We start from the raw sequence: 19,263 nt of genomic DNA on the forward strand, positions 1-19,263 counted from the left end.
GGCCCGGCGCGATATCGGTCGCGCCGGACCATCTCTTCGGAGAGTTATAGGAAGGTCCACGGCATGAACGTCATTAGATCATTCCGCAATCTCGACCGGCACGGCCAACAGCGCGCGCCTGAGGTCATCGAGGAAGAAGTGCGGCAACTTGAACCGCACCTTGCGCGCTTTCGCGAGGATCTGGTCCGGCTCGAAGTGGTTGCCTCGCAGACGAGGGGCAAGAAGCGCATCAAAGTCAGCCTGCGCCTGCAACTGCCGTCAGGCGTGATCGCGGCACAGGAAGAGGGGTTCGAGATCGAGCCTGTCCTGCGCAAGGCCTTTGCCGACCTGCGCCAGCGGGTTGACCGGCATGTGGCGCGCCTCAAGCACGATTCTGAATACAAGCGTCCCGCCCGCCGGCGCCGGATCGGCGCCCCGCTGGCGCCCGCGCGGGATGCGGCGGAAGCGGAACGGCGCCAGCTCTTCTTCGACCTGATCGAGGATCATCTCGATACGGTCTACGACACCGTCAGGCGTGAGTTGACCTATCTCGAATGCAGTGGATCTGTGCAGGCTGGTTAGAGTAGCAGGATGCGCGGTGGTGGGTCGAGTTCGCCAAGACCCAGCGCAGGCAGGCGGTGCACATACTCGGGCCTCAGAGCCGGAAAATGATCGGGGTCCGGAAGTGTACGCAAACGGCTCATGCAATATCCTTGGCGGAAAGGCTGGGCGTGGTAGCGGGGAACCATCGGCGGCCCAGCCAGAAGGCGACGTTCACCAACAGGATCAGCACCGGCACCTCGACAAGCGGGCCGATGACGGCTGCAAAGGCGACCGGCGATGCAAGGCCAAAGGCCGCGATGGCAACGGCAATTGCCAGCTCGAAATTGTTGCCGGCTGCTGTGAACGCAACGGCGGACGTGCGGGGATAATCCGCCTCGATCAGTTTCCCCATCCAGAAGCTGATGAGGAACTGGACAACGAAATAGATGACGAGCGGGATGGCGATGCGGATCGCGTCACCCGGCAGGGTCAGGATATCCTGACCCTTCAGGCTGAACATGGCGACGATCGTGAACAGCAGCGCCAGCAGCGTGACGGGGCCGATCTTTGTAAGGAAGCGCTGTTCATACCAGTCGTTGCCCTTGCGTGCGACCAACACGCGTCGGGTTAGGAAGCCGGCAGCGAATGGGATGCCGAGATAAATGAGGACCGCCTGTGCAATGGTCCAGAAGCTGATGTCGATGACACTGCCTTCCAGCCCCAGCAGCGGCGGCAGGAACGCGAGGAAGAACCAGGCGTAAATACTGAAGAAGAGGATCTGGAACAGCGAGTTGAACGCGACCAATGCCGCTACATACTGGTTATCACCCTTCGCCAGCTGGTTCCAGACAATCACCATCGCGATGCAGCGGGCGAGGCCGATAAGGATCAGCCCGGTCATGTATTCGGGGTGATCGCGCAGGAAGATGACGGCGAGCGCGAACATCAGCACCGGGCCGATGATCCAGTTTTGGACGAGCGAGATGGCCAGAATGCGCTTGTCGCGGAACACCAGGGGCAGTTCCTCATAGCGAACCCGGGCGAGAGGCGGATACATCATCAGGATGAGCCCGACGGCGATAGGCAGGTTGGTGGTGCCGATGCTGAAGCTGTCGATCGTTGCCGGCAGCGCCGGAAACAGCGCGCCAAGGGCGACGCCCGCCGCCATTGCGAGGAAAATCCACAGCGTCAGATAGCGATCGAGGAAGGAGAGACGTGCGCGGGCAGAACTGCTCATGGTTGCCCAGGCTCCAAACGATTACCATCGGCGTCGATGACTTGTTCGCCGTCTTCCTTGGTGAACGCGCCCTGCTGTGGCGCTGGCAGTAGGTCGAGCACTTCCTCTGACGGACGGCACAGCTTCACACCCAATGGCGAGACGACGAGCGGTCGGTTGATGAGGATCGGGTGCGCCATCATGGCGTCGATCAGCTGTTTGTCAGTAAGTTCGGGGTTGCCAAGGTTGAGGTCCGCATAGGGTGTCCCCTTCTCCCGCAGCAGGTCGCGGGGCGTAATGCCGGCCCGCTCGATCAGGCTTTCCAGCAGCGTCCGTGACGGCGGGGTCTTCAGATACTCGATGACATGCGGCTCAATCCCGGCGTTACGGATGAGACCGAGCGTGTTGCGCGACGTTCCGCACTCGGGGTTGTGATAGACGATGATATCGGTCGCCATCACGCAGCACTCACGCGCGGCGAAGACGCGCCCTCAGCCTTATCGGACATGCTTCACTCCATCAGCAGCAGGTGAGTTCTGCCAACAGCGGCTCGCAAAGCTCGGGGCGCCCCTGGCAGCAGTCTTTGGCAAGAAACAACATCAGCGCCCGCAAGCCATCGACATCAGCGCGGTATTGGATGACGCGACTATGCCGTTCGGATGTGACGAGACCGGCTCGCGAAAGAATGGCCAGGTGGGTAGAAAGAGTGTTGGCCGGCACCTGAAGATCGCGGGCAATCTCGCCCGCCGGCAAACCGTCAGGCTCGTGGCGCACAAGCAGTCGAAATGCGTCGAGCCTCGTCTCCTGAGAGAGGGCCGCAAGGGCGTCGAGTGCGTTCTTTGAATCCATAATTCCGGATATATCGAAATATCAGGGAGGCGCAATAGGCGCCATGCTTTGCCGCTCCACTGCCTGCAAATTGTCGACATCCTGCCCAGAGTCAGTCCGCTCTGCCGCTCCGACGCAAATTCGCTGCAATTCGCAACAACTGCCAAGGCAGCTGGACTGATGACATCATAGCATCAGGCTGCAATAAGACCGTTGCTGCGGCGCACATGGCTGCAGTGGGGCTTGGTAACCCCGACGCGCGACTGAGGCTTGGCCAGGTTCTGGCCGGGTCGCCGTCGTGCATGTCCAAGGCTTCGCCCAAAGACGGCGGCGCATTCGGACTCAGTCGCGGATGTTACCAAGGCCCGGCTTTCTGGGTCTGGGATATGGCGACGTATGAAGATCACACTCGGCGGTCGATACACGATAGCGGAATTTGCTGATGTGCTGGCCGAAACGCTCTTCGCGCTTCAGGACAATGGGGTGGAAGAGGTCCAAGGTGCCAGCCTCTAGCTCCAAACCTATTCGGATCGGCGTCAGTTCTTCCTGCTGAACGAAAGTGGCCGGCGCATTGAGCATCTCGATTATGATGGGGCACATGCGCGCACGTATCAGAGTAGATCAGAGCATCTGAACGTTGTGGAGGAGGGGCCCGTTGAGCGCCGCTTCTCGGATCGCCGCGGTGCCAAGTAGCAAATATTATGAGTCGTCGATCTGGACCGAGTATTTTTTGGTCTCTGGGTTGCGAACGATCTTCGCCTTGTGCCCTGCGGCGCGGATAGCGAGAAACTCCCTGTTGAGACGCGAGACCTCGTCATATCCTCCGACCTTGTTAAGAAACTTAACGAACTTCGCCTGATCTGATGGCGACACTGGACGAATGCATATCCCTCGCATGGTCGAAAACCTAGGTCGTCGAATTGCGGTTGTCCATGTGCCCCTCTGGCGAAGCTGAAAAGCAGATTATGTCGTATTTTATCAGACACTCGGCATGCATCTGATCAGCGCCTAATTGGCCGGCACCTCAATCTCGATTTCCTGCGCCGGGTCACTCGGTCCAATCGAGGATCCCGGGTGCAGAGGGAAACAAGTGCGCCTTGTCCGGCAGTTCCGATCGCCAGGGGAAGAATACATCGAGCTTACGCGTCGAGCGGACAAACAGCCATTGCCTGTAGCGATTGCCGATCGCGTCAAAGAGATGACCAAAATTTGTATCGAGCGCCGGTATCTCCGAAATGCGTCGCAAATTGCCAAAGTAGAGATCAATCGCCTTTATGCGCAGGTCATGTGAATTGATCGTTTGCGAAAGCTCGAGATAGAGGAGCGTCAACTCCAGCAGATCCAGCCCGTCAATTCGCCCGATGGCCGCTACTGCTATGTCGTCGAGCTCGGCGAGTTCCCAAGCGGGCGCCCAATGCTGCTCGAATAGAATGGGGCGCAGAAGCTCGTGAGCCCAGAGGGCGGCCTCGACATCACCGCGAGTCAATTTTCCTTCCAGGGCATTCCAGATCGGGCTTCTGAACCAGCGGGCTGTGCCAGCTGCCGCGGCTTCGGCCAGATTGACGGAATTGTCATCATCGTCTCGATCAATCGGGACACTCTTGCCCGCTTTGTATTTGTCCCACTTGCGGGGCCGAAACACCCCATCGGGTCCGGCCTTGACCTTGTCTGGTTCCAGGCGGCGCTCCACGGCATAGGAGGACGAAACTCCCAGCCCCAACTCGACGGAGCGGTACCAAATGCGAGTCCGCAGTCGCCGCACCTCGGCGGTCTTCCGTCGTCCGCGCGCCGGCTTCTCCCCGGGATTCATGGGGTACAGAAAATCAACATTTCGGTTCGGGTTTTAGCGAATCGAAATCCGGGCGCAACCAGGCGCAACCGAGCAGCGGAGAGCGCACATGACCGAAAGCAAGGCAAACAATCATGCCCACCTCGCCGATACGCATGGCCGACTGCGAGCGGAGTTCCTCGAACTTTATGGTCCGGTCGTAGGCGGAGCGGATTTGGTGCGGGCGCTCGGCTACAGCAACGCGGCGGCTTTTCGCCAGGCACGTCGTCAGGGCCGCATCAGCCTCAACATATTTACGCTGCCGGCCCGCCGCGGTTCATTCGCGCTGAGCACGGATGTAGCCGACTGGCTCATCGCCGCCCGCCAAACTGGGAAGGAGAAGGACATGCCATAAAGCTCGACCATTCGCGGAGTTCATCCGCCAGAAGCCGAACATTTCGAGCTGGAAAATGCGACGGGCTTCGATGCGACAACATCGAAGCCCGGCAACGAAGGTCCAAACCTTACACCGACCTTCTCCTCGCATCACCGGCAGATGTCAAGCTGGGACGCTGTCCCGGAATTGGAAGGGCGCGCCCTGGCCGCCCGGAGGAGTAATATCGTGCAATCGAACCTGAGGGCCGTTCTACGGCAGATTCTTACCACAAACCATTCGCCCAACTTCATCGCCGAACAGAGAGGCATGTCACACAATACCGTGCGTAATTGGCGCAGGATCCTGGAGGAGAAGGAGATCACCTCCACGCAGCTTGATCTAATGACTGACCAGCAACTGGATAGTTTCATCCGCCGCCGTAGGCCCGCATTGAGGGGTACAGCGTTGCCAGATTGGGACGACGAGGTTCGGGCCATTCGTTCTGGCCTCAACAGGCTGGAAACCCACGCGATCTACGTGGGTCGGGTAGGTGAAGATTGTGCGATGGCTTACCGCACGTATTGTGAGCACCTTCGCCTTCACCTGCAAGCACTTGATCCGATATTGCGTCTTGATCATGTCCCAGGCTACGCCAATCAAACTGACTATGCAGGCTATATGCCGGAGGGTCGAGAAAACGGCGGGCACGAGCGCCGAAAATTTAAGCTCTTCGTTGCAGCCCTACCGTTTTCGCGGCTGATTGCCGCCGCGATCGTTCGCAGCGAAACCGTCGGCGACCATATCGAAGGCAATCAGCGAGCGTTGCACTATTATGGTGGCGTGCCGGCCATCCTGGTTCCCGACAATCTGAAAGCGGCGGTGATCTCAAGGCCCAAGTACGGGCCGCCGAGGCTGCAGGAACAATACCAGGCCTTTGCTGACCACTATGGTGCTGCAGTGGTACCGGCACGTCCCGGCCGACCGCAGGACAAATCGGCAGTCGAGAATTCCGTTAAGTTGGTGCAGCGGCTGCTCGGTATTCGCCTATCCCAGCGGCCGCTGCTCGAAATCGACGAGATGCAGCGCGTGCTCGACGACATCGTGGAGCAGTTGAACAATCGGCCGATGAGGCGCGCGAACGGACATTCGCGTCGGTCATTGTTTGAGGCTGAAGAACGGATGCACCTGAAACCGCTCCCCGCACAGCGGTTCGAACTGCGTGAGCCGACGGTCTCCCGCAAGATCGCGAAGGACTATCACGTCGAGTACAAATCCAACTACTATTCCGTCCCGCATCGGCTTGTCGGCCAAAACGCAGACGTGCGGGCTACCGGGAGCCTCGTCGAGCTGTTTGTTGATGGGCTCTCGGTTGCCGTCCACACGAGAGCCTATTCGCTTAACTGCAGGATCACGAACGACCAACATCGGCCACCAAGCCACTCCTTTGCCTCCCAGACAGACCTCATGGAATGGGCAAAACGCTACACGGCCGACGTCGAAAAGCTGGCCGAAGTTGAAGTCATGCGGACCGAACTTCCTGAGATCCAGCGGCGCCAGCGCATTGCATGGATACAGAACCTGCCGAGAATCCACGGACGGCAAAGATTCGAGCAAGCCTGCCGGCGGGCTAACAGCTTCCAGGACCTTAGGTTCGATCACGTCCGCAACGCGCTCGACAAAGGCATTGAGTCCTCGATGCCGGAGCCTTTGGCCCAGGCGGCGCCGCCAAAGCCTCAGCGGAACGTTCGGGGCGCTCGCTACTTTGGCAAGAAGGGGTAAGGCGATGTACAGCACAAGAGAGCGACTTGTGTCGCTACACCTCGCAGGCATGGTGAAAGCCTTTGATCAGCAGTTGGGCTCATCCGCGTTTTCGGCGATGCCGTTCGAGGAACGGCTCGACCATCTTGCCGCTATGGAGGAGCACGAACGCGACCATCGGACACGTCGACGGCTTCTGCGGCAAGCCAAGTTCAAGATTGTGGCTGACCCGCGTGAGATCAACTTCGAGGCCCAACGCGGCCTTGATCGCGCCTATGTAGCGGAATTGCTGACCTGCGGGTGGATCCGACGCTGCGACAACGTACTGATCACCGGCCCGGCCGGCTCCGGGAAGTCATTTCTCGGTTCCGCATTCGGGGCGGCAGCGATAGATTGCGGCCTGTCGGTTCGCTACGTTCGCACCAATCCGATTCTCGAACAGATGGCGCTGGCGCACATCGATGGCTCGATCAGCAAGCTGCGCCATTCCCTGATCTCAGCATCGTTGTTGATCTTGGACGATTTTGGGATCGCGCCGATCACCCTCCGCGCCAAGGAGGATTTACTCGAACTGTTAGAAGGCAGGATAGACGCAGGATCGACCATTGTTATGGGTCAGCTGGCCCCTGAGGAGTGGCACGACTATCTCGACGCGCCGCACCTTGCCGACGCCATCATTGATCGGCTCTTTCAACGGTCACACCGTTTTGCACTGAAAGGCACATCAATGCGAATGCGGCTGTGATTGCGGGGCAGACCTGCTGAGGCGGCACTGCCGCCACGGCAGGTCTGCTCGCAACGCTAAGTCAGCAACGCCACGTCGAGTCTCGATACCGCGCAACATGGAGTCATTCAGCCCGCCGCCGCTATATATCCGATTGTCCAGAAAGCGACCCTTGATGCCAACCTCGATCGTATCCGCCTTTTCGGGCGCCAACGTCCAGGGATTTGGGGTGGGCTGGGCCAGCCTTGTGGTGTTGTTGAACGAGCCTCCTTTTGTGCCGCGCCCGACGTTCAGATAGGCGACCGAGCTGTCCGTCAGATTGTAGCTGATCGTAGCCGCCGCATCGATCGTGTCATCCTTGATCGTGTCACTGCGCGTGCCCCCTTGATAGGCAAGCCGAACGAGGTTGGTCGGTGAGGTGTCGCCAAACAGATCCGGGCGCTTCTTTTCGAAATGGCCGTTCTTTTCTTCATGGCCGAATCTGGCGCCAAGGTCGAACCGCAGCCGTTCGTTGATCTCCCAGCTCAGCTGGCCGAACAGGGAAAACGCATCGCCATCCTGCTTGAAGTTGTTTTCCACACGACCCGTCAGATGGAAAGGCGGAGCGGCCGGAAATCCCCGATAATTGTTCGCCGTCGGGAAGCTTATCGTATGGTGGATATAAGCGCCGCCGATGATATAGCTGATCTTCTTGTCGGCTGGGGAAATATAGCGAAACTCCTGACTGTATTGCCTGAATTTTTCGCCAAACTGCGTGAAGATGTAGGGCTGGGGCGTCACATCCGTGTCATGGGCACCCTCAAAGTCGTAGTTCGTGTAGCTGGTAGTCGAGATCAGACTGCCACCATTCGCAAAATCATAGGTGATGATCAGGGCAGGATCATATCCCGTTTGCTTTTCATACGGGTTCCCGGCCCCGCCATTTGCCCCGTTGTAGGTGACGAACGGCAGCAAACCTCCATCAAGAACGCCAGCCGCCACAAGCACAGCCGGGTTGTCCGGCTGGATAAACTCAAAGGCAATGCCATCCGTTCTTAGGCCGCTGGCCTGCAGTTTCAGCAGGATATTCAGCTCGTCGGTCGGGTCAAACTCGATCATCGAGCGCAGGACCCAGCGTTCTGTTCGCGGATCTTCACGCCCGGTGAAGCGGTTTTCGACCCAGCCCTTCGCGTTCGAGTAGAGCCCCGACATCCTGACGTGAACGGTATCACTCAACGGGATGTCGAGCGCGCCCTGCGCATTGGCAGCCCCATATTCCAGTTCATAGCCTCCGGACACATAGCCGCCGAAGCTATCCCCCGGGCGTCGGGAAATGATGCTTATTGCCCCGACACTGGTGTTCTTGCCGAACAGGACGCCCTGACTTCCCTTGATGATCTCCAGCCGTTCGACATCGAACAGCGCATCGCGCAGCTGCCTTGCACGCGGATGATAGACCCCGTCGACAAACAGGCCGACGGATTGTTCGAGCAACTGGTTGCTCGAAGCAGAGCCCACGCCGCGGACGCTGACCGCAACAAGGCCGATCGGAGATTCGTTGAACGTCACGCCCGGCGCCAGCGCCTTCAGATCCCTGAGTTCGACGATGTTCTGCCTGGCCAGCTCGTCCCCTGACATGACGCTCACGGGGATTGGCGTCGTTGCCAGAGAAGATTCGCGGCTCTGGGCGGTGACGACAATGTCGCTCAGGCCGGTTTCCTGGGCATGTGCGAAGGCGGGCCACCACAGCGCAGCCAAGCCGACAACCCCGCTTACGGTTTTTGACTTCATTCAATCCTCCCCATCCCGTCACGAGGCAGCGTGATCCGGTACATTGCCAGTTCATCGCGCCTCAGCCCGGAGATATTGGTGGATTGGTTGGCAGTTGTCATCTAAAAAATAGGAATAATATTGTCCTTTGTTTTTCGGCTGCATTCTATCTGTGAAACATATTGCGTTTATATATCAATATATTATGTGTTAAATAGCTCAATATGGCGGAGAATTTTCTGGTAAAATATCTGGTAAATAATATCGGCCAGAATGGCTCGGCATCCCGGCGTAGCTCACTTCGGCCTGTCAGCCTGCGACCATTGGTGAGGGAAGGCGTGGACAAATGCTGGCTTTCAGGATGGATTCGACGCTAGCCAGAGCTGGCAATAGAAGCGGATCGGCGAGCACGGGGAATCGCAAGTCGATCGACGATCGGAGAGAATCTGCGTGACCTCAATGCCTTTGCTGATGGTCGACATGCTGGCGGCGGTGTACTGGTACGACGAGGCACTGCAGGCGGGATTGCGCGCCAACGGATGGGCGTCGCTGTCACGCACCCATTCGATGATTTTCACCAACATGTCGGCCGGTGTCTGCCGGCCGACGCAATTGGCGCGCAACATCGGGATCAGCCGTCAGGCTATCAGCCACGCGTTGGCGGAGATGGAGGCCGCAGGGCTGGTGACTCTGGGGCCGGACCCGGATGATCGCCGCGCGCAGCGTGCCGCGTTTAGTCCGCAGTCCGCGGCGATCCGGCGCGACGCGGTAAAGATTTTCGACACGATTGATGCAGTCCTCGCCTCCCGAGTCGGTGCGCGGGATGTCCAGCATCTGAAGGAGATCTTCAGTCGCGACTGGGGTGCATCGCCGGCAGAAATTGTGGCGACGGCATTCGGGTCTCCTCCTCCTGCACCAAAGCGTCGTGGACGTCCTCCGCGTTCCCCCAGGGCAAAGCCCCAACCGATCGAGCCGAGCAGATCCTGACCCGAGGTCAGTGCGCCAGCGCGTTTGGCGGAAGTCCAAGCAGGGCCCGACCATGCAGTTCGAAGGCGATGTCGACATCGAACACGATGTGGGTGGACATGGCAAACAGGTCGCGGAAGTTCCGCTGGAAGGGATTGTCCAAAGACAGGGCGCCCGATCCGGCCCCTTCGGCCAGAAGCAGGGCGGCATCACGGCATTGTGCAACTGCAAGCGCCAGCTGGCCTCGCACAGCAATTCGCGCTGGCGTTTGCTCCGGCTCCTCAAGCTTTGCGACTTCAATCAGATTGCGCCCTGCATCCCGGATAAGTGCCTCCGCCGAACGCGCCAGGAGATCGGCGCGCCCAAGCCGTATGTGCGGGGCGACCTTTTCCGCCTGCACGGTGTTGCTTCCGCCACGAAGGTGATGCTCAAGTCGGTTCTGGTACGCTTTCAGCATCCCGCGCGTTGCGCCCAGGGCAGGGATGGCGGCAGACATCGCCAGGAATGGCAGCATGGGAACGCCATAGATGGGGTTCTCGAAGGCCCGCTCGTTTGGCTGGCGGCCACTCCGCGCCAGATTCACCACGGCACGGTCCGTCGGCACGAAGACGTCTTCCACAACAATGTCGTTGCTGCCCGTACCGGCCATGCCGAACATTTGCCAGGTGTCGGGCACCCGAACCTCCTCAGCCCGCAACAATACCATGGCTTGCTGCGGCGGGCCTTCCGCTTGGGGAATGAGACTGTTCAGCATCACCCAGTCCGCATGCATGATTCCGGTGCCCCAGCTCCAGCGGCCGGTGACGCGATAGCCGCCATCCACCGGAATTGCCTTTCCAGGAGGGGAAGCGGAATAAGGGGCAATGATATAGGGATGGTCGCCGCCCCAGATCGCGTCCAGCGTGGCCTTCGGAAAGTGCGACAGCAGCCAATTATGTTCAGCGCAGAAGGTCGCCACCCACGAGGTGGAAGGGTCGGCCTCCGCGATCGCCAGACTGGCATCGATGAACGAATCGAAATCCGTCTCTATCCCGCCATAGACCTTGGGCACAAACTGATAGAAAAATCCGCTGTCGCGCAGCGCCTGCCAAACCGCATCGACCGGCCGACGCAAACGTTCCGCCTCCGCGGCGTTCGCTTCGATGAGAGGCACCAGGCTCCGAATGCGGCGGGTGAGTTCCTCGGGCGTGATTGCCGCCACCTCTTCCCTGGAAAGATAGCCGCCCTTAGGAATGCGACGGTCTGCGTCGCCACTTGATGTCTTATCCCGAGCCATGAAATCCTCTCTCATACCGTTTCACGGGATGGAAACGCCGATATGATTTATTAGTCAAGTAATTTGCCTTTATTTTTTATCTGGCGCGGCGATTGGGTCCAGAGCCCAGGCGGACATCCGGGAAAATTCGCGATAGGTTCAGGCGTTCGCAGCAACCGTTCCCGGCTGGATTGCGAATCAAGGGCAGAATTTTGACACTGAGACTGAGGCCACATCGGTGCGGAGGGTGGTCGGCTGTGGTCGACAGGGGCATTGCCATGGCTTGTATTGGAACATGTCGGCAATCCCGGCAGAGCCAAGCCGCGTATGAAACCCCTCGGAAGTCGCACTCATCAGGCTACTTCTCTACACCGGGGCACGGCTAGGAGAAATAGGCGACCTGCAGTGGGAATGGGTACGACCGCCGCCGCGCTACGGGACGCGCTGACCGACCAGCTCGTCAGAAAACACATGGCGGCCGACGAATGCCACGCCGGCTGCCTGCCGATCACAATCAACTCCGACCGTACATGGCAGCATCCCGATACCGGTGCGACCCTGGAGCTAACGGCACTCATCGGCTGGCTGAATTTCGAAGCGCAGGAGATCGGGCCGATACACGCGCAAGGCCTCGGCAGTTTGTGCCCGATCGACGACGATGGGCGAGAGGCGGGGGGTGCCGGCACAAAAGGCTTGCGCCCTGTCCGGCGATCGCCCGGCAACGAGCACTTCGTGGCCGGCTGCCGCCAGCCGGTGCGCGATCCGGCCGCCAAAGCCGCCGTAGCCGCCAAGCAGCAGAATAAGGCTCATTCCGCCAGAACCTTGTCAGTGGACAGGTTGAGCGGTTTCAGCGGATTGCCGACAAGGCCACTTACCATGGCAGCCTGGATGAAAGTCGCCGGCCATAGCCTTGAAACCGGGCCGACCAGCCTGTCGCGCACGAACGGCAACAGCCGGCTGTCCGACTGATAGACCGGTGTGAACAGGTTCGTGAGCCACTGGTACAGCAGAACGTGGCGTCGTCGCAGCCGAACTGCGGTTGCAACGGCCTCATCGACGGTCGCGGCGCTTTCCAACCCCATGGCCAGCGCCCAGGCGTCCAGCAGAGCCATATTCGCTCCTTGGCCCAGCTGCGGGCTGGCGGAATGCCAGGCATCCCCAATATGGATCAGCGCCTGCTCGGTCGGGCGCGCAAGCGTCCGATGGGCATAGCGCGCGAAGGTTAGCTGCGCCGGATCATCGATCTGGTCCAGCAACGGGGCACAGCTGGGCCACAGCTTCGCCACACGCGCTTTCCACGCAGCGAGGCCGCCCGCTTGCCATTCCGCCAGCCTGTCCGCTCGCAGCGACCAGAAGAAGGCGGTCTGCGGCTCGCCCGCGGCAGGAGGAGTCCCGATAGGCAAGACCCCCGCCATGATGCTGGCCCGTTCATAACGCTGTTCCAGCGTGTGCGGATCGAACCCGGATGCAGGCCAGTCCAGGCTCGCCCAGAGTGCGCCATAGGCAAGTTCCCTGCCGGTTGCAGGCGCCAACGGTGTGCGGGTGCCCAGCGCATCCACCACCAGATCGAATGGGCTACTCTGCTCTCCATCTGCGAACCGCAGAAATCTCCGGTTACCCTTCAGTCCGCTGCCGTTGATGGACCGGCCGGTGTGGATGGGAATAGCCGCAGCTTTCGCGGCGTTGAACAATAACGCGAACAGGCTTGCCCGATGGATGCCGATCCCGAACGCTTGCTGCCCGCGCAGAGCCGAGTAGCTAACGTCCAGCACGATGCGTTCGTTAGCCTTTCCAAACAGTCGGTCCACACGGGAGCCCATGCCAAGGGCCCGTTTTAGCAATCCCAGTTCGGCCAGAACTGCCATTCCGGTGGGCTGCAGCATCAGGCCTGAACCAATAGGCTGGGGGCTTTCGAACCGCTCGAACAGGCTCACGTTGTTGCCGGCCCGTTGCAACATCAATGCGGCAGCCAGCCCACATGGTCCGCACCCGGCTATGGCAATATCCAACCCCTGCATTGCGGGGCGTGTAGACCGGGACCGACATTGTTCCAATGGCTCGAAGCTACTACCGGACGCTGATGCGGCAATTCCAGATGCGCTAACGAACAGAGCTGTGCTGCTGTTCGTTTGTCGCTGATCGAACGGCTGCTATCCGGCATGATCAATCGGGCGCTAAACACCTAGGCTTCGCGCCGCCTCAGGTCGGCGCAACGATGCGGAGATTTCGGTATGTACCGCCTGATGTCTTTGCATCGAAACACAGTTGACCCTCCGCTGAAACAGTCCCGGCATAGGGACGCGCTCCATCAGAATGTCTACAAAAGGGGCCGTCCATGTCGATGCGTATTGCTGTTTCCCTCGTCGCGCTTTGCTGCGCCATTCCCGCCGTGGCGCAGACCGCTGATGAAGCCCCCGCATCCGATTTCGATACCATCATCGTCACCGGCCGCGCTGCCGGATCAGAAATGCGCAAGGCCGAGGCGAGCTTTGCGATCACCACCATCGACCAGCAATCGCTGAAGGTCGCGCCGCCCATCTCCACGGCAGACACGTTCCGCCGCGTCCCCGGCTTTTGGGTGGAATCGTCTGGCGGCGAAGGCTCCAACAACGTCCGCGCGCGCGGCATCCCGACAGATGGCTATTCCTCCGTCGGCCTGCAGGAAAACAGCTCGCCCGTGCAATATGACGGCGCGCTTGGTTACCTCAATGCCGACCAGAGCTTCCGCGTCGACGACACCATCGCCCGCGTGGAGGCCGTGCGTGGTGGCCCGGCCTCCATCTTCTCGCCCAACTCGCCCGGTGGCGTCGTCAACTTCATCACCCGCAAGGGCACCGACACACCCGATGGTGCCGGCTCCGTGCGCTACACCTTCACCAATACCACTGCCCACCGCGTCGACGCCTGGTTCGGCAAGGAGATCGCACCCAATCTCGGCGTCTTCGTCGGAGGCTTCTACCGCCAGGGCGATGGCATGCGCGACATGGGCTTCACCGCGGAAAAGGGCGGGCAGATCCGCGCCACCGTCAACTATGACGACGGCGACAACAGCCTCCTCCTCGACGTGAAGCACATCGACGACCGCACGCCCTTCTATCTGCCGGTGCCGCTCACCTTCGATGCAGACGGCGGCATCGACTCGGTGGCCGGCTTCGATCCGCTGAAAGACACGCTTTCCGGAAGCAACAACAAGCGCGTCGACATCAAGAATGTCGGCCGCCCGTATGATTTCGACCTGACTGAAGGCAGCCATACCAAGCTGACGGCAGTAACGCTGCAAGCCAAGGTGCGCCTCACTGACGGCGTTCGCTTCGAAACCCGCAATCGCTACCGCACCAGCGACATCCTTCGGAACGCGCTGTTTCCCACAGGCAATGTCGACACTATAGCCAATTACCGGACAGTGCTTCTGGGGCAGGCAAGGGCCGGCGGCTTCACAACCGCAACCGGCATACAGCTGCGCTATGCCGACGATGGCACGGCCGTTCCGGCTGACGCCAACGGCAACGGGCTGATGGTGCAGGGCAATTTCCTGTCCGTTTCGGTGCCGCTGGACGAAATCATCTCCGACAACCGGGTGACGGCCGATATCGGCAACCATGCGCTTGCGGTGGGCTTCACCTATGCCCATTCCGACTATCGCTTCGATCGCTACATGGGAACGGCGCTTCTGGACGTGCGCGGCAATCCTCGCCGCATCGATGCGATCGCCGTCGACGCCGGCGGTGCGACGGTGGGCCGTGTCACCGACAACGGCTTCGTGCGCTATGGCTCCATCTTCGACAATGTCGGAATGTCGACCGACAACATCGCCTTCTACGCTGGAGACGAATGGCAGGTAACGCCCGATATCCGCATCGATTTCGCCGGCCGCTACGAAAAGCTGACCTTCGGTGGCCTCGTCGCCAAAAAGACGACGGTGAACCTTGGCGATCCGACGACGCTTGCCGACAACAGCGTGCTCACCTTCGGAAACGGCTTCACCAATGTCCGCCAGAGCTTTGATGGCTTCGGCTGGACCATCGGCGGCAACTGGCAGTTTCATCCCGGCATGGGCCTGTTCGCCCGCTATACCGACACCTTCCGCCTGCCCTCCGCCGGGGAGTGGAATGGCAACCCCACCCGCACCGACATGGCAAAGGTGCCGATCAAGATGGGCGAAGTGGGCTTCAAATATGGTGGCGAGATGTTCAGCCTGTTCGCCACCGCCTTCTGGACCAAGTTCGAGCGGCTGACGCTGACCGACTGGTATTTCGACAATGCCACCAATACCTATCTGTCGCGCATCGCCATCGCCGGCACGGAGACCTTCGGGCTTGAGGCGGAGGGCATGGTTCGTCCGGTCGAATGGTTCGATCTCGGCGTCACGCTCACCTGGCAGGACCCACAGTACAAGAACTTCCACTACACCGACAACACCGGCAAGGAATTCGACTTCAGCGGCAACCAGCTGATCCGTGTCCCGAAACTGGCGCTCCGCGTCACGCCCGGCATCAACCTTTTTGACGACCGCTTCCGGGGCGAGGTGGAGATAGAGCATTTCACCAAGCGCTATGCCGACATCGCCAACACCCAGCCGCTTCCGGCCTTTACCAATGTGAACCTGAACATGCGCGCCGAGGTGACGAAGAACATCGCGCTGGGCTTCAATGTCTCGAACCTGTTCGACACGCTGCAGCTGACCGAAGGCAACCCGCGCGCGGGCAGCTTCATTTCCGGCGACGCGGGCGCGCGCTACTTCCTGGCGCGGCCGAACTTCGGCCGCATCATCCGCGCCTCGGCAACGGTCAGCTTCTGATGCGCGGGCTTGCGTGGCTGCTGCTGGCCCTGCTTACGGCGCCAGCAGCGGCCGCGCCGCCGGCGCCCGCTGCCGCCACCGCCCCGGCGGGTGGTCGCGCACCCGACACGATCCTCTCAGGCCGGATCACCCGCGCCGATCACCAGACCTATTTGTCGGCGCCCTTCCAGTTCCCGAAGGGTGCAGACAGGCTTCTGTTGCAGGTAAGCCTGGACGAGCAGGAACAGCGCACCGTCATTGACATCGGCCTTGAGGACCCAAACGGGATTCGCGGCGCATCCGGCTCTAACAAACGGGTAGTGCTTGTGGGCGAGACGGCGGCGACGCCCTCCTACATCGCCGGCCCAATGCCGGCCGGCCAATGGAAGCTGCTGATCGCCGTTCCCAACATCCGCGAAGGGGTGACGGCGAACTGGCAGGCGAAGCTCTGGTTCCTGAAGCCGGGCGAGCCGGATATCGCGCCCCCCACTGCCGGGCGCGGGCCGGGCTGGTATCGCGGAGACCTGCACCTGCACACCGGCCATTCCGACGGCAGCTGCGTTCCCCACGCACAGTCTCGGCGGGATGCAGCCAAAGTGCCGTGCCCGCTGTTCCGGACCTTGCAGACAGCAGCTGTTCGCGGCCTGGATTTCGTTTCCGTCACCGAGCACAACAGCATCAGCCACCACAATGGCCTGCTTGAAGCCCAGCCCTATTTTGACAAGCTGCTGCTGATCCCCGGTCGGGAAATCACCACCTTCTTCGGCCATTTCAACATCCATGGCGTGACGAAGCAGCTGGATTTCCGCATCCAGCCGGGCGGCTACGTCACCTTCAACAGCATCGCCGATGAAGTGCATCGGCTGGGCGGCATCGTCGTCGTCAACCATCCGGCGCTTCCGTCGGGCGAAGCCTGCATGGGCTGCGGCTGGACAATGCCCGATGTAGATCCCGCCCGCGTGGACGCCATCGAAACGGTTAACGGCAGCGCCATCAACGCCATTGGCGGCGATCCCACCGGCCCGGTCGACGGCACGCCTTTCTGGCTGGACTGGCTCGGGAAGCACGGACCGGTCGGAGCGCTGGGATCGTCTGACAACCATGACGGGCCGCTGGACCGCGAAGCTTTCGGTGACGTCGGGCGGCCAGCAACCGTGGTGCAGGCAGAAGATCTGACCCAGCGAGGAGTCCTGGCCGGGATCCGCGCCGGCCGGATGTTCATCGATTTGGGCGCCGGCCCCGGCAACCTCGTCGACTTCTGCGTCCACGCAGCCAAAGCGCAAGCCTGCATGGGAGGGAAACTGGCCGCCAGCACGGGAGAAGTGCGGGTGGAAACGAAACTTCGGCTGGGGCGCGGCGGCGAACTGCTCCTGTTGGACGGCACTCGAACTGTTGCGAGGCAAACCGTCCGAATAAGCGAACCGTTGACGGTTTCGACCGACCGACCGACCGATCCGATCAAGATGGCCCGATGGGTCGGTCAACTGGCAGACCCGGAACAGAGCCCCACCATTGCCATCACGCTCGCGCCTGGGCGCCACATCCTTCGGCTTGCGGTCTATGAGGGCAACCGACTGACGCTGTTGTCGAATGCGGTACTGGTTGACGTCGAATAGGCGCAGTAGCGGACAAGCGGGCTACTGTAAGCTGAATGAATGGCGGCAATTGAAGGCAGGCAGAACGCGCTGAATGTCCGGAATGCCGGCGATATCGACAGCGAATTCTTGCTCAGAGACTGACAAGCTTCTTCGGTCCGCTCTTTGACCAGACGCTGCCCGGCTGACCGGATATCGATCGCTTGCGGGCAAGACGCGCCAGATAGAAAAGGGTCAACGCCGCCGCCAGTGCCAGTCCGTCCACGAGGCGCGTCGGGCCGGGATGGCTCCAGGCGCCTGGCGCCAATAGCGTGACCAACGGGATGGCGAGGAAAGCGACCGCGGCGGCGAGCAGCAACTCTCCGCCGGCGCGGGCAGCTCCGCGTCCGAAGGCCCAGACGACGGCGGCCACGAAGAACCCGTAGTAGATGCCGATATGCCAGCTTTCGACGTCGGCGACGCGGCCGGGCAGCAGCTTGGCGGCGGCAATGGAGAACCCGACCCCGATCACCGAGCCGAGCGTGACGCCCACCGTCAGCGCCGCCAGTGCATAGGTCTGCCGGCTCTGTTCGACCGGTCCGGAGTTGCGCCGCTCGCGCTTGCGGCGGCTTTCGATCCACAGCAGGTTGCCAGTGTAGAAGATGAAGGTGCCGGCGATACCCATCAGGAAATAGCCCCATCGCACCGGAAGGCCGCCAAAGCTGCCGAAGTGAAGTGTGAAAAAGCTGGTGACGGTCGCCTCTGCCGCCTTTTGAAAGCCGGGCATCATCTCTGTCTCGTTCATCAGCCCTGTTGTCGAATCCACGCCGACATAGCCGACTTCGCCCGACCGGTGGCCAAAGCGATCGTCGTGACCCGCCACGCGCAGGCCCATATGCCCGCCATGGTCCTCTTCCTCGCGGCTGTAGGCGAGAGTGACGGGCGTGAACCCGGGCGCCTGCCGCTTCAGCTCGGCGAGCAGCGCCGTGACGGATAGCAGCGGCGTTGCCTTGTCCGGCGCGGGCGGGTGTTCATGATCCTCCCAGCGCTCCTCGATCCTGTCCTGGTAGATCAGCTTGTCCTGCGCGTCGTAGATCTGGTCGTGCACGGCAAAGACGATGGCGGTGAGCGCAATCATCAGGTGGAACGGCAGGCTGAACAGCCCCAGCACATTGTGCACGTCGAGCCACATGCGCTTCAGATTCTGCCCCACGCGGACGGCGAACAAATCCTTCACCAGACTGGGCAGCAGGATGATGAGGCCGGAAACCAGCGCCACGAAATAGAGCATGGAGACGATCCCGGTGATCGGCAGCGCCACGCTGTTCGGCAGCGGCAGGCCGACACGCCGGTGAAGCTCATCCGCCAGATAGCCCAGCTTTGATTCCTGAACGGGATGGACCTCCAGCGTCCCGTCGGGCGCGAGATTTGCCCCCATCAGCTTCGGCTCGCGGCGCTGGCCCTCGTTCCAATAGAGGCGGGCGGGCATTTCCGGTCCCGGCTCAAGCTGGATGGTGTAGCTGTCGGCGGCCTTTGGGTGGGTGATCGCCACGGCGGCAATCAGCTCCTCCACGCGTTCCAGCGGGACCGGCGCGGAAAACTGGGTGGACGGCGGCGTTGCCCACCGCGTCAGCGGCTCACGGAACATCGTCAACGCGCCGGCAAAGAAGGCGATGAACAGGAACATGCCCGAGACAATGCCAACCCAGCTGTGCACGTCCTTGTAGGTTTTCACCACATCCTGACGCAT

General features: G+C 60.9%; 18 protein-coding genes. 7 read left to right on the plus strand and 11 right to left on the minus strand.

Features of this window, described 5'->3' with window-relative positions; all coding sequences use genetic code 11:
- Positions 1-63 precede the first annotated feature (63 nt).
- Complete coding sequence (locus IM784_RS00065) at positions 64-561, plus strand: HPF/RaiA family ribosome-associated protein (RefSeq protein ID WP_199553276.1); 498 nt, start codon at positions 64-66, stop codon at positions 559-561.
- Here IM784_RS00065 and IM784_RS00070 read toward each other — a convergent pair.
- The 6 genes from IM784_RS00070 to IM784_RS00095 all read right to left on the minus strand — a co-directional run bounded on the left by IM784_RS00070 (position 558) and on the right by IM784_RS00095 (position 4,376).
- Positions 558-683 carry a hypothetical protein gene (locus tag IM784_RS00070; protein ID WP_328799399.1) on the minus strand — a complete coding sequence of 42 codons (126 nt, stop codon included), beginning with the start codon at positions 681-683 and terminating at the stop codon, positions 558-560. The genes IM784_RS00065 and IM784_RS00070 overlap by 4 nt on opposite strands.
- The gene (gene arsB / locus IM784_RS00075) at positions 680-1,759 is read right to left on the minus strand and encodes an ACR3 family arsenite efflux transporter (RefSeq protein ID WP_199553277.1); all 1,080 of its coding nucleotides are present in this window, start codon (positions 1,757-1,759) and stop codon (positions 680-682) included. Before arsB ends, IM784_RS00070 begins: the two co-directional genes overlap by 4 nt.
- Positions 1,756-2,196, minus strand: a complete 441-nt coding sequence (arsC, locus tag IM784_RS00080) for an arsenate reductase (glutaredoxin) (RefSeq protein WP_199553278.1) — start codon at positions 2,194-2,196, stop codon at positions 1,756-1,758. The genes arsB and arsC overlap by 4 nt, the downstream gene beginning before the upstream one ends.
- 61 nt (positions 2,197-2,257) lie before the next feature.
- A complete protein-coding gene (locus IM784_RS00085) occupies positions 2,258-2,587 on the minus strand; it encodes an ArsR/SmtB family transcription factor (RefSeq protein WP_199553279.1) in 330 nt (109 codons plus the stop codon).
- A gap of 321 nt (positions 2,588-2,908) precedes the next feature.
- Positions 2,909-3,166: a hypothetical protein gene (locus tag IM784_RS00090; protein ID WP_199553280.1), complete on the minus strand. Its 258-nt coding sequence runs from the start codon at positions 3,164-3,166 to the stop codon at positions 2,909-2,911.
- Positions 3,167-3,614: 448 nt separating this feature from the next.
- Positions 3,615-4,376: a hypothetical protein gene (locus IM784_RS00095; protein WP_199553281.1), complete on the minus strand. Its 762-nt coding sequence runs from the start codon at positions 4,374-4,376 to the stop codon at positions 3,615-3,617.
- An 88-nt stretch (positions 4,377-4,464) separates the two neighbouring features.
- Between IM784_RS00095 and IM784_RS00100 the strand changes: the two genes are divergently transcribed.
- The 3 genes from IM784_RS00100 to istB all read left to right on the plus strand — a co-directional run bounded on the left by IM784_RS00100 (position 4,465) and on the right by istB (position 7,213).
- Entirely contained in the window at positions 4,465-4,749 is a 285-nt protein-coding gene (locus IM784_RS00100) for a hypothetical protein (RefSeq protein ID WP_199553282.1), read from the plus strand.
- 207 nt (positions 4,750-4,956) lie between these two features.
- Positions 4,957-6,489, plus strand: coding sequence for an IS21 family transposase (gene istA, locus IM784_RS00105; RefSeq protein ID WP_199553283.1), 1,533 nt, complete (start codon positions 4,957-4,959; stop codon positions 6,487-6,489).
- 49 nt (positions 6,490-6,538) lie between these two features.
- Positions 6,539-7,213 carry an IS21-like element helper ATPase IstB gene (gene istB / locus IM784_RS00110; RefSeq protein WP_199553284.1) on the plus strand — a complete coding sequence of 225 codons (675 nt, stop codon included), beginning with the start codon at positions 6,539-6,541 and terminating at the stop codon, positions 7,211-7,213.
- Here the strand turns inward: istB and IM784_RS00115 are convergent.
- Entirely contained in the window at positions 7,193-8,962 is a 1,770-nt protein-coding gene (locus IM784_RS00115) for a TonB-dependent receptor (protein ID WP_199553285.1), read from the minus strand. The genes istB and IM784_RS00115 overlap by 21 nt on opposite strands.
- Before the next feature lie 450 nt (positions 8,963-9,412).
- On the opposite strand from IM784_RS00115, the gene IM784_RS00120 reads away from it, so the two are divergent.
- Positions 9,413-9,928: a MarR family winged helix-turn-helix transcriptional regulator gene (locus IM784_RS00120; RefSeq protein ID WP_199553286.1), complete on the plus strand. Its 516-nt coding sequence runs from the start codon at positions 9,413-9,415 to the stop codon at positions 9,926-9,928.
- 7 nt (positions 9,929-9,935) lie between these two features.
- Here the strand turns inward: IM784_RS00120 and IM784_RS00125 are convergent, their stop codons facing one another.
- The 3 genes from IM784_RS00125 to IM784_RS00135 form a co-directional block, all read right to left on the minus strand.
- Entirely contained in the window at positions 9,936-11,183 is a 1,248-nt protein-coding gene (locus IM784_RS00125) for an acyl-CoA dehydrogenase family protein (RefSeq protein WP_199553287.1), read from the minus strand.
- A 543-nt stretch (positions 11,184-11,726) separates the two neighbouring features.
- The gene (locus tag IM784_RS00130) at positions 11,727-11,972 is read right to left on the minus strand and encodes a saccharopine dehydrogenase NADP-binding domain-containing protein (protein WP_199553288.1); all 246 of its coding nucleotides are present in this window, start codon (positions 11,970-11,972) and stop codon (positions 11,727-11,729) included.
- Entirely contained in the window at positions 11,969-13,180 is a 1,212-nt protein-coding gene (locus IM784_RS00135; protein ID WP_199553289.1) for an FAD-dependent oxidoreductase, read from the minus strand. Before IM784_RS00135 ends, IM784_RS00130 begins: the two co-directional genes overlap by 4 nt.
- A gap of 317 nt (positions 13,181-13,497) precedes the next feature.
- On the opposite strand from IM784_RS00135, the gene IM784_RS00140 reads away from it, so the two are divergent.
- Together IM784_RS00140 and IM784_RS00145 are read left to right on the plus strand one after the other, a co-directional pair.
- The gene (locus IM784_RS00140; protein ID WP_199553290.1) at positions 13,498-15,960 is read left to right on the plus strand and encodes a TonB-dependent receptor; all 2,463 of its coding nucleotides are present in this window, start codon (positions 13,498-13,500) and stop codon (positions 15,958-15,960) included.
- A complete protein-coding gene (locus tag IM784_RS00145) occupies positions 15,960-17,555 on the plus strand; it encodes a CehA/McbA family metallohydrolase (protein ID WP_199553291.1) in 1,596 nt (531 codons plus the stop codon). Before IM784_RS00140 ends, IM784_RS00145 begins: the two co-directional genes overlap by 1 nt.
- Before the next feature lie 112 nt (positions 17,556-17,667).
- Here IM784_RS00145 and IM784_RS00150 read toward each other — a convergent pair whose 3' ends face one another.
- A complete protein-coding gene (locus IM784_RS00150) occupies positions 17,668-19,263 on the minus strand; it encodes a PepSY-associated TM helix domain-containing protein (RefSeq protein ID WP_199553292.1) in 1,596 nt (531 codons plus the stop codon).

Origin of the sequence: Sandaracinobacteroides hominis, assembly GCF_016464365.1 — a bacterium.
In the GTDB taxonomy this organism is placed as follows: Bacteria; Pseudomonadota; Alphaproteobacteria; order Sphingomonadales; family Sphingomonadaceae; genus Sandaracinobacteroides; species Sandaracinobacteroides hominis.